Consider the following 13492-nt stretch of genomic DNA (forward strand, 5'->3'; position numbering starts at 1 on the left):
GCGATAGCTGATCGGATAGCGACAATACCAGCGCACCGCCCACAGGATCACATCACCCTGGAAATGGCGCCACTTGAAATCCGTCATCGTTCCGTCCGTCCAATCTCCGCCAAGCATGCTCAAGCTTCACGATTTTTGCAACAGAGCCCTTGCAGTTCCCTGGAGCCGGACCGCGCCCTTTGCGCGTCCGGTCGTGCCACCGGTATAGTGGATCATCGCGATATCATCGGGCCTTGCCCGGCTGAGCGGCGTCGTGCTGCCGGCCGCGTCTGCAAGCGCGACGAGGTCAGGGCCGAAATCGGCGCCGCCAATAGCGAGGATGTCGATTTCGGCATCGAGAGCCGGAAGCAGGGCGGATGCGCTCTCGCTATGCCCTAGCGCGTCGATGATGAGGCATTTCGCGCCCGCATCGGCCACCTGATAGATGTGGTCCGCGATCGCATTCTTCGGGTGCAGTGCTGTTACACCACAGCCCAGCCCCTGCGCGGCAATTGTGACGCACCAGGATTCGAAGCTGTTATCGGTGAGGATCGCGATGATGTCGCCATTCTTCCGCCCGCGCGCGGCAAGCACCGCCTGGAATCTACCGATGAGATCGAGGGTCGCGCTATAGCTGAAGCGGTTCGTCTCGCTCTGGAATGCCACACGGTCCGGAAAACGCCGCAGGGCGAGAAGCGCCTGGGCGCCGAAGTCGACGGCGTTATGGTTTGGCTGGGGCATTTTGTTCTCCGATCCGGCGCTAGCGCGCCGTCATCCGGGCGCCACCGTCGAGATCGATGGTGGTCGCGTTGAAATAGGCGTTTTCCACGATTTGCCGGACAAGGCTGCCGAACTCGGCCGGATCGCCCATCCGGTTGGGAAACAGGATCGTGTTCTCCACAAGCGAGTTTACCACCTTCCCGGGAAGCTCGAGCAACATCGGGGTCGCAAAGACGCCGGGCGAGATCGTCACAACCCTGATGCCGAGGGGCGCAAGGTCGCGGGCGACGGGCAGGGTGAGTCCAATCAGGCCAGCCTTGCTGGCGCTATACGCGGCTTGGCCAATCTGCCCTTGGGTCGCGGCTCCAGAGGCGGTGTTGATGATGACGCCGCGCTCCTCCGCTGTGCCCTCTGGCGTGTTCTTCGCCATGTGCAGCGCCGCAAGACGAATGACGTTGAAGCTCCCAGTGAGGTTGACGCCGATCACCTTGTTCCAAATATCCAGCGGAAAGGCTTTCCCCTTGGAGACCGTCTTTGCGGCTCCTTCGACGCCCGCACAGTTGACGGCAATGTCGATCGATCCGAAGCGATCGACGACCTTGCTCAAGGCAGCAGAGATCGCCTGTTCATCCGTGACGTCAACGACCAAGCCGAGGCAGCCTTCCCCGAGTTCTTCGTTCAGCGCGCCAAGCCGCTCCTGATTGACGTCGAATGCCGCGATCCGGCTGCCGGCGGTCGCCAGGGCTCGCACGGTCGCAAGCCCCAATCCCGAAGCCGCGCCGGTGACGACCGCGACTTTATCTGCTGGATTCATATCCCCTCACCTTCTTTCTGAGATTTATCGCCCGAGTATCGTTATGCAGGCGACCGCCTCCTCAATCCCGAAAAGACCGCCGCCATTCTCGGCGAGCGCCACCCGCGCGCCATCGACCTGTCGCTTGCCAGCCTGGCCGCGCAGTTGAAGAACGAGCTCGTGCAATTGGCCGAGCCCGGTCGCCGCGATCGGATGGCCCTTTGATTCGAGACCTCCCGATGGATTGACCGGAATCCTGCCACCGATCGCCGTATCCCCGCGCTCGGCAAGCACTCCCCCTTCGCCGAATGCGCAGAAGCCGAGATTTTCCGTCTGGATGACCTCGCCGACGGCGGTCGCATCATGCACCTCGGCGACGCTCACATCATTTGGCCCGAGACCCGCCTCTCCATAAGCGCGCTGCGCCGCCAGGGCGGTGAGATGCTTGTCCGACGCCAAGGGATCGCGCGTGCTTCCTGTCTGGATCACCGATGCCAGCACGCGAATGGCGCGATCCTCGCCGATGCCCAGCCGCCGTAGCCCTTCCCTCGACGCAACGATCACCGCGGCGGCGCCATCGGAAATCGGCGAACACATGGGAAGAGTGAGCGGGTAAGTGATCGGGGCGGCGGCCAACACCTGCTCCACCGAGAAAGCATCGCGGAACTGGGCAAGCGGATTGTGAACGGAATGCCCGTGGTTCTTCGCGGCCACGCTCGCGAACTGCATCTGGGTAGATCCGAACTGGCGCATGTGCTGGCGAGCGAACGCCGCATAGACGTCCATGAAGACGCTGTAGGGCTTCGGAGACGTCGTTCCCACCGGAGCTTCGATGCCCTCGCCGAGCGCCGTCAGCCTGGCCCGATTTGCCTCGGAATCGGCGATTTCCCAACCACTGTCGAAGACCGACATCATCCGTTCCCGGTCGGGTGAGATCATCTTCTCGGCGCCGACAGCAAGAGCGATGTCGCAGCCTCCGGCGCGAACGTGATTCACCGCAAGCGCGAACGCTGTGCTTCCCCCCGCGCAGGCATTCTCGACGTTGATCACAGGGATGCCTTCGATCCCCAGCGGCCGCAGCGCGATCTGGCCGCGGATCATGTGCTGCCCGTCGAGATGACCCTGCGTCGAATTGGCGAAATAGGCCGCGCCAATCGTGCTGACATCGGTGCCGACGTCTTCAAGCGCCATACTCACGGCTTCTGCAACGAGCGATTTCAGCGGTCGGTGAGGCCAACGGCCGAACGGTGTCATCCCCACGCCAACGATGAACACCTCACCCGACATACTGCTCTCTCCCTTGATTCGTCTCAGTAGAATATATATTGACCCACGAGTCAAATCAACAATTCACGTACCGAGAGGAGCTACGACCTTGACCAAAGCTATGGGCAATCCGGCACTGGTCCGCGAACTACGAGCCCGCCTGGCGCTCCCGGTGGTGGCCGGGCCGATGTTCCTCGTCTCCAGTGTGGAACTGACCCTTGCATGCTGCCGGGCCGGGATCATCGGATCCTTGCCGGCGCTGAATGCGCGCTCGTCCGACATCTTCGAGGGCTGGATGGCACAGATGGCGCCGCAGGCGCGCGAGGAAGGGATGGCCCCCTATGCGATCAACATCATCGTCCACCACAGCAATCCCAGGCTTGATGCCGACCTGTCGATCGCGGCGAGGTACGAAGCGCCGATCATCATCGCGAGTGTGGGCAATCCGGCCCCCGTCGTCGAACGCGTCAAAGGTTATGGCGGCTTGGTCTTTTCCGATGTCGCCTCGGTTCGCCACGCCCGACGAGCGGCGGAAAGCGGTGCAGACGCCCTGATCCTGCTCTGCGCCGGCGCCGGTGGCCAGACGGGTTGGCTCAACCCGTTCGCGTTCGTGTCGGAAGTACGGGAATTCTTCGAAGGACCGCTGATCGTCGCCGGTGGACTGACGCGCGGCAGCCACTTGCGCGCGATCGAGCAGATCGGCGCGGACTTCGGCCTGCTCGGAACCTCGTTCATCGCAGCAACCGAGAGTTTCGCCTCGGACGCCTATCGCGACATGCTTATCGAAAGCGGCGCCGACGACATCGTCACGACCTCCGAGGTCACCGGCATTCCCGCCAACATGCTGCGCCCAAGTCTCGAGCGAGCCGGCTTCAAGCCATCGAAGGAGGTGAAGGAGGGACCATTCAGCGTGGTTTCGGAAACGGAGACGCTACGCGCATGGCGCGACGTCTGGAGCGCCGGTCATGGTGTCGGCGACGTCCGGGCGGCCGAACCGGCGGCAGCGATCGTAACCAGACTGCGCGAAGAATATGCCGCAGCCGCAGGTCCGGCTAAGGTATGTCAGGGGTTGGTTCCGGCTGAGGACGAAATGACACCCTAACCGCGATTATTCGCGACGGTTCCTCTTCTGGGGGTCGCTGGAGGTTGGCAGCTTTGTTCGCGTGAGCAGGACGAGCGGCGGCGCGGCGCCTTTTTCATCGCGTGGGATCGAGAGGCTTGCGAGGTTGATGGTAGGGGCTCGGATACTGGGCGGCACGGCCGCGGCGGCTATGTCGGGGCGGGCCTGAGCGCGCTGGCGGTGGTCCGGAAGACGGCGACGTCGGGACAGGCAGAAGCGAAGGCGACGCGGATGCGGGCGGTGCTCTCGATGACGCGGGCGGCGACCTTGAGGAGACGCAGGCGCAGTGTCGCGAACTCGGCGGAGGCGAGCGCAGTGCCCTTCGGGATAACCTGCTGGATGCGCCACATCAGCCAGAATGCAGCGGTGTGCAGGATTAGCCGCATCTGATTAGCGTTGGCTAAGCGACACGAGGTGCGATCGCTGGCGAGCTGGGACTTGTGCATCTTGATCAGGTTTTCGGCGCGACCACGGGCGCAATAGAGGATCTCGTAGATGTGCTCGGCCGAGCCCGCCTTGTCGTCGAACGAAGTGACGACGTAGCGGATATCCAAGCCGAGCGTGCTCGCCTCGATCCGCGCTGCGACCCGGCGTTGGCACTTCCCGCTCTTCGCGCCGTAGCGGGTTTCGGCATAGTGGCGAAGCGCAGGCGCCTGCGTGATCGCCCGTTTGGTCGCGCAGTGATCGGCGGCAGCCACGATCTCGGGATCGGCGCGCAGCACCGCGTTGGTGGGCAGGCCAAGGACGTAGTCGACGCCGTGGGCCTCACAGAAGGTCATCACTTCGGGCCTGCCGTAGTGCCCATGACCCCGGATCGTGATGCGGGTGGTGGGCCAGTGCCGGCGGATATGCCGCACGAGGCGCCGGATGTGGCCGGCAGCTTCCGCGCCGGTGGGCGTCTTGCCGGAGCGCAGCAGCATCGCCACCGGCCGCCCCGTCGCCGTGTCGTAGACGTGGATGGGCAGGAAGCAGCGCTCGCCGTGGTGGCCGTTCCAAAAGGACAACTGCTGGTAGCCGTGGACGACGTCGCAGGTATCGTCGATGTCCAGCGTCACCGCCTCGGGTGGCATAGGGTAGCTGGTACAGTAAACGCCGATCATGGCCTTCATCATGCGCGCCAACTCGCGCGTGGTTGGCGCGTTCTCCCACCGGCTTATCGTCGGTTGGCTCGCCAGGCCCGTACCCGACCCCGGCAGCTTGCCGAGCGCCAGGCGGAACCCCGGATCGTCGCGCAGCGCGTCGAGGTCGTCGGCGTCCTCGTAGTCGCAGGAGATCGCAAAGATGCGCGCCCGCAGGATGTCATCGAGCTTGTGGGCTACCCGCGATTGATCGCGCGGATCGGCAATGCAAGCCGCCAGTTGCGCGCAGAGCCCCATCTCACGTTCCGCCTGGGCCAACAGCAGCACCCCGCCGTCACAGGTCAGCCGACCGCCGTCAAAGGCGGCGGTCACCTTCTTGCGATGCACCGCTGGAAACGAAAACAGGGCCGCGCTATCGTCCTGTTCGGCGGGTGTGGCCTGTGGCATTTAGTGCCTCGTCGAAGGAATAGTCTAGACACCCAATTTCCTACTTCAAAGCAATAGCTTATGCCACTTCCGCCAACCCCTCCTGCCCACCCTCATGAATATGATGGGATAGGGTGTCATTCCGCCCTCAGCCGGAACCGACCCCTGTCAGGCCCTGATCGCAGCCGCGAACAGGTCGGCGAATTGGGCGGCGACGAGGCTTCCGTCCAATTCGCCGCCAGCGTCGAACCAGCGTGTCGCCCAGTTCACGGCACCCAGATAAAAGAATTCGGCCATCTTGCCGTTGATCGCGCCACGAACCGATCCGTCGGCCTGGCCACGCTCGATCAATTCCAGGAACGTGTTCCCGAAGCGCGTGCGTCCTGCGGCGACGATCTTGCGGTTCTCCGGCTCAAGCGCATTGAATTCGGTCAGGATGGCGAGGGGGCCGCTCTCGCCGACCAGCAATTCCATATACCGGCGCGCCAGTGCCACCACGCTGTCAAAGCCGCTGCCGTCGATCGACCGCGCATGTTCGATCGCGCGGTCCCCCAACGCGATCGAATTCACGTGGCACTCGAACAGGATATCCTGCTTGCTCTTCACATAATAATAGAGCGCGCCTTTCGTGACGCCGAGTTCACGGGCCACGTCGGCCAGCGACGTGGCGTGATAGCCGCGCGTACTGAAGGCCCGCGCGGCTTCCTGGATCAGCACCTTGCGCTTGAGATCATACTGCTCCTCTCGGCTGAGGACCGTAACTTTCCAGGCCGATGATTTCCCGGAATCTGCCTCCGACACCTGCTTCATACTTACTTCATCTCACTACTTCGCCGACCGAACAGCGCTGCGCAGCGTGTAAACGACTTTCAGGGCTGCACAGGCCCGAGCAGATCGAACAGCCAGACCGTGCTCCTAACTAACTACACTTGTCGCTTCCGCTCCGTCAGTCAACATCCCCAATGGTATGTCTGTTGACTGACGGGTTGAATCCGGCGTAGATGTACAGGAAACGAGGTCAAGACCTCGCCAAACAACCCGGCAATGTGGGGGAAGAGGAGGGGTATGCTGGATAAATCACCATTTTGCAGTCGCTGCAGGTTCGCCGTCATCGCGGTGACGGGCGTCTCATGTTTTGCTCTTGCCGCGCCGGCCTTGGCGCAGACGGCGCCGCAGGCCGACAGCCCGCCGGCCGAGGCGACGCAACCTGAGGCCGGGCCACAGGACATCGTCGTCACCGCCCGCAAGCGTGCCGAGAATCTTCGCGACGTGCCGGTCGCGATCACCGCGATCGGCGGAGAGGTGCTCCAGCAGAAGAACATCACCCAGGTGATCGACCTGCCCCAGATCACCCCCAATTTCAGCTTCAGCTATGGCGCGGTCCAGCCGTTCACCTTCATTCGCGGCTTCGGATCCGGCGCGAACGCGTCGTTCGAGCAATCGGTGGGCAAGTTCATCGACAACGTGTCCTTCGGTCGGGACCAGGACGGACGCATTCCGATCTTCGACGTCGAACGCATCGAGATACTCAAGGGCCCGCAGGTCCTGACCTTCGGGAACAGCGCGACAGTCGGCGCGATCAGCATGGCGACGAAGAAGCCCGGACGGAATTTCGAAGCCGACGGTTCGATCGGATACGAAATTCTACAATCACGAATTCCAGGTCCAGGGCGGCGTTACCGTGCCGCTGGCTGATTGGGCGAGCCTGCGTATCGGCGGCTTGTACCAGGATTTGTCGGAGGGGCGGCTCTACAATCCGATCAAGGATCAGACCGAGCCGAGGACGCGCAACATCGCGGTGCGCCCATCCTTGCTGCTTTCTCCCGCGCCCGGCCTGGAAATCCTGCTCAAGGCCGAGGTCGATCGCCTGCGCGACTATGGCAATGCGCTCGTCTCCGTCGCGCAGCCGCTGGATGCGACCCGCGCTCCCTATCCTGTCGTCGGTGACACGGGCACGCGCTACTCCAACTATGACGTCGCGCCATATTATAGCGACGAGCTCAGCTTCATGGACGCCAACCTCTACCAGGCTGACATCAATTATGACCTGCTAGGAGGCAAGCTCACCTCGACCAGCGCCTGGCGCACGTCGCACTCCGACGTTCAGTTCGGCAGCGACGGCGTCAACCACGCCCAGACCTACATGAACCTATTGTGGCAGCACTATCGTCAATTCAGCCAGGAACTCCGGTTCAGCGGCACATATGGGCGCCTGGATATCACGGCGGGCGGCTATTATCAGCGCGACACGCTCGGGATCGATCTTATGCAGGAGTTCACGCTCGGAGGCTTCGGTCTGACGGGCGCCGCCACGACCCCCATCGGACGTGTCGAAACATATGATCAGAACAATCGCGTCTACTCGGGCTTCGTCGACGCGACGTATCGCATCACCGACCGTCTGAGCCTATCCGGGGGCGTCCGTTACGCCGACATCAACAAGACTGCCGGTCAGGCATTGTTCGGTACCGGCGTTATCCCGCACCTCGACTTCGATACCACGCGTTCTGATCTGCAGGCGGGTCGCAACGCTGCTCTGGACCCGATCTTCAACGCAGTTTTCCGGTCGGCCCAGCACAATTTCCCGTTCGGGACACTGCGCCTGTCCGAAAACCACTGGCAGCCCCAGGCAATCGTTCAATATGAAATCGCGCCTCGCAACAAGGTATATCTGAAATTCGTCCGAGGCGCCAAGTCGGGAGGCTTCGACTTCAGCTATGCCGGCGGCACACCATCGGCTGCCGCATTCCGGCCAGAATTTGCGTCGATGTTCGAAGCAGGGGCGAAGGGGCTCATCCTCGACAACAGGCTCGAATATTCGGTCGCCATCTTCAGGACCACGTTCACGGCGCTGCAACAGTCGGTCTTCCAGAATCTCGCCTTCGTCGTCTCCAACGTCGGCAAGGCCAGATCCCAGGGCGTCGAACTGGACCTGACCGCTCGCCCCGCCGATGGACTCGAGCTTGGCTTTGCAGGCTCCTATCTGGACGCGAAGTTCGTCGATTTTCCAGGTGCCGCATGTTCGAGTGCGCAAAATGCCGGACTTCAGCCGGGCTGTGTGGGCGGCTTCCAGGACCTTGCGGGAACGCCGACCCAATACGCTTCAAAATGGACGGGTACGTTTCGCGTCGACTATGCGCGACCCCTCGGGTCCGGAGACTATCAGGTCGCCGCTGGCGCCTCCATCTTTGCCAGGTCTCGCTACAACGCCGGTGCCTATAATGACCCGCGGATGGAGCAAGGCGCGTTCGCGCAGATCGACGCCCATCTCGATTTTGGCCCTACCGACAAACGCTGGCGGATGTCGCTGTTCGGACGCAACCTGGGCAACAAGCGCCCACTTGAATATGCCGTAACGCCACCCGGCCAGCCGACGGCCGTCGTTGGGACATATTCGCGCGGTCGCCAGATCGGCCTGAAGCTCAGTTTCTCGGTGCGTTGAAGAACCGTGCGGGAGGAATTAAAAACCCTTGGTTGGAACGGCGGCCTATTGGTCGCCGTTCCTTGTGTCGCCGAATGACAACCTTCCTCCTCATCCACGGCGGCTGGCATGGCGGATGGGCGTTTCGCGCGCTTGCGACCCGCCTGCAACGCGTTGGCCACGAGGTTTACCGCCCCACCTTGGCCGGCCTCGCCGAACGGGCATGGGAGGCACGGCTCGGCATCAACATCCAGACTCATGTCGACGAGTTGAAGGCCCTCATTGACTGGGAGGACCTCGACGACATGGTTCTCCTCGCCCATTCCTACGGGGGCTTTGTCGCCACGGCCCTCGCCGACGCCATACCCGAGCGTTTCCGGGCCATTGTTTATCTGGACTCGTTCGTGGCGGAGGACGGCGACACGCCCTTCCGCCTCGTTCCGCGCCCCGAAAGTCTCGTCGTCGATACCGCCGGCGATGACGGGCTGACGATGAAGCTGCGGCCGGGCGACGCGATGTCACGGGATATCGACCACGAGCGGCGCGTCGCGGGTTATGAGATCGTCCATCCAGTAGGGACCATGATGCAGCGCATCCGCCTCAGCGGGCGATACAGAGAGATCCCGAAGAAGGCCTATATCCTGGCAGTCGGAGGGGACGGCAATTCACAGGCACCCCATTTCCAGCGTTACCACCAGGCAGCGACCCAACATCCTGAGTGGGACGCATATACGCTCTCGGGCGGACATAACCTCATGCTGGATGATCCAGACGGCGTTGCCGCCATCCTGCGACGCTATTCCGACGACAATGATGAAAGCATATCCGATGACGTTTGAGCAGATTTCCCTCGAGGAGCGCGGTCCGGTCGCATGGATCACCCTTGAGCGGCCGAACGACCTCAACTGCCTTAGCCCGATCATGATCGACGAGCTGAACCGGTCGTTTGATCACCTGGAGTCGAGGGCGGAGGTGCGCTGCCTCGTGCTGACCGGACGAGGCCGTGCCTTTTGCGCGGGCGCGGATCTCAAGTTCATCGGCGCTTTCCCTCCTGCCGACCGCGACGCAGAAACAGCTCGGTTCCTGCGACGCGCGACGGATCTCTTTTCGCGGATCGAAGCCTTCCCGAAGCCCATCCTTGCGGCCGTCAACGGTATCGCAACAGCGGGCGGAATGGAACTGCTCCTCGGCTGCGACATCGTGATCGCCGCCGAGGGCGCGCGCCTGGGAGACGGACACGCCAATTACGGCCTGTTGCCGGGCGGAGGAGCCACCGCACGGATGCCGCGACGGCTCGGATTGAACCACGCCAAGTTTCTGATGTTCACCGGCGACCTGCTCAGCGTCTCGAACCCGCTGTTTGGGCCGCTCGTGAGCATGATCGTTCCGGATAGCGAGCTCCAAGAGGCGGTGGATGGCATCGCAGGCAAACTTGCCTCGAAGAGCCCTTTGGGGCTGCATCACATGAAGCAGCTTTTGAACAACGCTGTCGAACTTGCGCTCCCGGAGGCGATCGAGGCGGAGTTGGACGTCAATTCGACCTACTCCTCATCGTTCGATCGCAATGAGGGCCTGGCCGCATTTCGGGAGCGCCGCGTACCGGAATTCAAGGGTGCCTAGATTGCCGTAATGAAAGCAGCCGGGCGAAATCCTTTGGCACAACAAGAGGAGCGCCCCATTATCGTGGAGAGACGAAGTGGGACATTCAACGGCAACTTCTGACGCGCCAGGTCTGGGCGGAGGGCTGCTGGTTCCACGAGCTAATCATATCCGCGTCGGCCACCGATCGCTTTTTGCGTCACAACTGGCCAGTGATCTGGACATCGAGACGCCGCCGGTACGAGCCAAAACAACGGAATTCACCTGGACGTTGTTCAGCAACCTTGCACTTCTGCGGTTTGCGTCCAAGGCATGCAGCCTCAAATATGCCGCGGAGGCTTTCCGCGACTTCTACCTGTTGAAGGTGCAGAAGGAGGGGCATGCCGCGATACGCCTCGACGATCGGATGATCACAATCGGCCCGGGTGATGTCGTGCTTTGCGACGGTGCAGCGGCGCACCAATATGAGTTCGACGACGATAACGAGCATCTCTGCCTCATCTTTTCGAAGCAGATGCTCGAAGCGCGTATGCGTCGCTCATCCCCGCCGATCGGCGATATGATCAATTACCGTATCGCGGCGCATCGATCCTCCGCGATCCTCATGAGAAGCTATGCGATAGGATTGTTGCAGCAGCTCGAGAGGTTCCAGACAGAGGCCGACGATCCGCTCGCCGCTCGCGTTCTGGGCGACACCATTCTGACCTGCTATTCCGCCGAATTTGAGACCGACCGGCGTCGCGACGACAGCTGGACCTCGGTACAGAGATTTGTTGAATCCAATCTCGAAGATCCGGCTCTGCGTCCAAGCTATATTTGTGAAAAACTGCGGCTTTCAGCCAAGAGCCTCCAACGCGTCTTCCGCAGCCAAGGAACCTCGTGTCACAAATACATTGCTGACGCACGGCTCGACGAAGCCAGTCGCCGATTGAGCGATCCTTCCCTAAGCGCCCGCATCACTGACATCGCTTACGACGTCGGGTTTGACGATCTCAGCTATTTCAGCCGTTCGTTCCGTCGCAAATTTGGAGTCTCAGCGCGGGAATATCGGCATTCGGCGCTGCGCGGAACCTTGCCCCTCTGGCGCGGCCGCCCCTCAAGCTGACCTGTTTCGTAGCCGGGCGTCCGCAATTGCAGTCCAAAACATGATCACCGGCGGCACCACCAACTCGATCGCTATCGCCGCAGTGAGAACGAAACCTGGCGACCCATACCGAAGATAGGCCAGTGTCCGTGCGAGGCCACTCAGAAAAACGAAGCCGAAGAGCAAACGTAGGAGCAAGAGCCGCTCACGCAGATCGCAGCTGGCATACCAGATGAGCGGCGCGTAGCCGAGCCAGATCGCTCCGGCGAACATCAGCTGGCTGTTCAGTGTCGGATCGGAAAGCGCGGCGGATGGGAGCGCGGCGCCGGCGGTCGCGAGAAACTTCGCGCCTTGGGCGATGTCCCCGATACCGGTAGCCAGAGGAACGATGCAAAAGGCTCGTACCGCCGCGGAGAGGCCCCGCCCACCAATTGCTTCCGCCCTACCGCCCATTGTCTTCGCTCCCTCTAAACCTACAGAGCCACGAGAACTGATTTGGTTTCGGTATAGGCGAGCACCCCCTCCCGCCCATGTTCGCGGCCGAGCCCGGACTCCTTGTATCCGCCGAACGGCACGGCAGGATCGATGGCGTTATGACAGTTTCCCCAGACCGTGCCCGCCTTGATCGACCGCGCCAGCCTATGCATTGCACTGATGTCGCGGGTCCAGACCGACGCCGCCAGCCCGTAGCGCGTGGCGTTCGCGCTCTTCACCACGGCGTCGAGATCATCGAAGCGCGACACGCAAACCACTGGCCCGAAGATCTCCTCACGCATCACGCGCATCTCGGGGGACACGTCGGCGATAATCGTGGGCGATACATAATAACCCTGATCGGCAAGCTGACCGCCTCCTGAAACGACCGAGGCACCTTCAGTCGATGCGCTCTCGATGAAACCCATGACGGTATCGCGCTGCCGCGCCGACACCAGCGGTCCCATCTGCGTATCCGGCGCAAGCGAAGGACCGAGACGAAGCCCGCGCGCTGCGTCAGCGATCCCTTCCACCAGCGCGTCGAACACGTCCCGATGGGCGAAGACGCGCGAGCCCGCTGTGCAAATCTGGCCAGAGTTGAAGAAAACGCCTCCCGCCACGCCTTGAGCTGCCTGTCCGAGATCGACGTCGGGCAAGACGATCACAGGCGACTTGCCGCCAAGTTCGAGCGTCACGCGCTTGAGGCTGTCGGCGGCCGAGTGCGCGATCATCTTGCCGACCGAGGTCGAACCCGTGAAACTGATCTTGTCGACCTCGGGATGTCGCACCAGCGCCGCGCCGGCACCACTGCCAGCGCCCGTCACGATGTTGATCACACCTGCCGGGAAACCGGCCTCAAGCACCAGTTCGGCGAACCGCAAGGTCGTCAGGCTTGTCTGTTCGGCCGGCTTGAGAACGGTCGTACACCCTGCGGCCAGTGCTGGCGCGAGCTTCAGGGCGGCGAAGAAAAGCGGAAAGTTCCAGGGCACGATCAGGGCCGCGACGCCGATCGGCTCGCGCCGGGTGTAACCATGGAAAGCGCCGGATGGCGCGAGCAACGGCTCGACGCTCTCTCCATCGAGACGTGATGCCCAGCCTGCCATATAGCGTAGCTGTGCGATCGCGCCGGGAACGTCCATCTGCGATGCGGCGGTGATCGACTTCCCATTGTCGATCGCTTCCAGCTCAGCGAACTCGGTGGCGTTCGCCTCGATCAGATCGGCCAGCCTCCGGATCGTCATCTCCCGATAGTAAGGAGACTGGCCGCTCCACCGGCCGTCATCGAACGCCGCGCGCGCCGCGCCGACGGCCCGATCGACATCCGCATCGCTGGCATCGACGATCGCCCCGATCTCGATACCACTCGACGGATCGTAGACCGGTACGAACTTCTCGCCTGAGGAGGACTGCCATTCCCCGTCTATCAGGAGACGCTTCGGCGAGGCGATGAACGCACTCGCTGTATCGGAATATCGCGGCTGCGGCAAAATGGACGTCATCGGAGTGCCTCGCAGAATTGCTGGTTCGGGGT

13 protein-coding genes and 1 pseudogene are annotated in these 13492 nt (G+C 62.3%); 6 read left to right on the forward strand and 8 right to left on the reverse strand.

The window, feature by feature from the left end:
* The 4 genes and pseudogenes from F4U95_RS22715 to F4U95_RS22730 form a co-directional block, all read right to left on the reverse strand.
* Positions 1-87: pseudogene (locus tag F4U95_RS22715) on the reverse strand (IS6 family transposase); the annotation flags it as partial.
* A 39-nt stretch (positions 88-126) separates the two neighbouring features.
* Positions 127-720 (reverse strand): AMP-binding protein, encoded by a 594-nt coding sequence (locus tag F4U95_RS22720; protein WP_150426879.1) that lies wholly within the window; start codon positions 718-720, stop codon positions 127-129.
* Positions 721-739: 19 nt separating this feature from the next.
* Entirely contained in the window at positions 740-1513 is a 774-nt protein-coding gene (locus F4U95_RS22725; protein WP_017501656.1) for an SDR family NAD(P)-dependent oxidoreductase, read from the reverse strand.
* A gap of 24 nt (positions 1514-1537) precedes the next feature.
* Positions 1538-2779: a thiolase family protein gene (locus F4U95_RS22730; protein ID WP_150426880.1), complete on the reverse strand. Its 1242-nt coding sequence runs from the start codon at positions 2777-2779 to the stop codon at positions 1538-1540.
* A 100-nt stretch (positions 2780-2879) separates the two neighbouring features.
* Here F4U95_RS22730 and F4U95_RS22735 point away from each other — a divergent pair, with 100 nt between their 5' ends.
* Entirely contained in the window at positions 2880-3860 is a 981-nt protein-coding gene (locus tag F4U95_RS22735; protein WP_150426881.1) for an NAD(P)H-dependent flavin oxidoreductase, read from the forward strand.
* A gap of 167 nt (positions 3861-4027) precedes the next feature.
* On the opposite strand, the gene F4U95_RS22740 is transcribed toward F4U95_RS22735, so the two are convergent.
* Positions 4028-5404: an IS1380 family transposase gene (locus F4U95_RS22740; protein WP_017501659.1), complete on the reverse strand. Its 1377-nt coding sequence runs from the start codon at positions 5402-5404 to the stop codon at positions 4028-4030.
* 147 nt (positions 5405-5551) lie between these two features.
* Complete coding sequence (locus F4U95_RS22745) at positions 5552-6193, reverse strand: TetR/AcrR family transcriptional regulator (RefSeq protein ID WP_017501660.1); 642 nt, start codon at positions 6191-6193, stop codon at positions 5552-5554.
* A gap of 255 nt (positions 6194-6448) precedes the next feature.
* Here F4U95_RS22745 and F4U95_RS22750 point away from each other — a divergent pair, with 255 nt between their 5' ends.
* The 5 genes from F4U95_RS22750 (at position 6449) to F4U95_RS22770 (ending at position 11508) form a co-directional block, all read left to right on the forward strand.
* Positions 6449-7078 carry a TonB-dependent receptor plug domain-containing protein gene (locus F4U95_RS22750; protein WP_026109282.1) on the forward strand — a complete coding sequence of 210 codons (630 nt, stop codon included), beginning with the start codon at positions 6449-6451 and terminating at the stop codon, positions 7076-7078.
* On the forward strand, positions 7065-8825 hold the full coding sequence (locus tag F4U95_RS22755; RefSeq protein ID WP_026109283.1) for a TonB-dependent receptor: 1761 nt from the start codon (positions 7065-7067) through the stop codon (positions 8823-8825). The genes F4U95_RS22750 and F4U95_RS22755 overlap by 14 nt, the downstream gene beginning before the upstream one ends.
* A 74-nt stretch (positions 8826-8899) precedes the next feature.
* Entirely contained in the window at positions 8900-9643 is a 744-nt protein-coding gene (locus F4U95_RS22760; protein ID WP_150426882.1) for an alpha/beta fold hydrolase, read from the forward strand.
* The gene (locus F4U95_RS22765) at positions 9615-10424 is read left to right on the forward strand and encodes an enoyl-CoA hydratase/isomerase family protein (RefSeq protein ID WP_211364663.1); all 810 of its coding nucleotides are present in this window, start codon (positions 9615-9617) and stop codon (positions 10422-10424) included. The genes F4U95_RS22760 and F4U95_RS22765 overlap by 29 nt, the downstream gene beginning before the upstream one ends.
* A 76-nt stretch (positions 10425-10500) precedes the next feature.
* Positions 10501-11508, forward strand: coding sequence for a helix-turn-helix domain-containing protein (locus F4U95_RS22770; protein WP_150426884.1), 1008 nt, complete (start codon positions 10501-10503; stop codon positions 11506-11508).
* Here F4U95_RS22770 and F4U95_RS22775 read toward each other — a convergent pair.
* Together F4U95_RS22775 and F4U95_RS22780 are read right to left on the reverse strand one after the other, a co-directional pair.
* A complete protein-coding gene (locus F4U95_RS22775) occupies positions 11500-11940 on the reverse strand; it encodes a DUF4345 domain-containing protein (protein ID WP_017501664.1) in 441 nt (146 codons plus the stop codon). The genes F4U95_RS22770 and F4U95_RS22775 overlap by 9 nt on opposite strands.
* Before the next feature lie 20 nt (positions 11941-11960).
* Complete coding sequence (locus F4U95_RS22780) at positions 11961-13460, reverse strand: aldehyde dehydrogenase family protein (protein WP_150426885.1); 1500 nt, start codon at positions 13458-13460, stop codon at positions 11961-11963.
* Positions 13461-13492: the final 32 nt, after the last annotated feature.

This window comes from Sphingobium limneticum (assembly GCF_008710165.1).
Lineage (GTDB): Bacteria > Pseudomonadota > Alphaproteobacteria > Sphingomonadales > Sphingomonadaceae > Sphingobium > Sphingobium limneticum.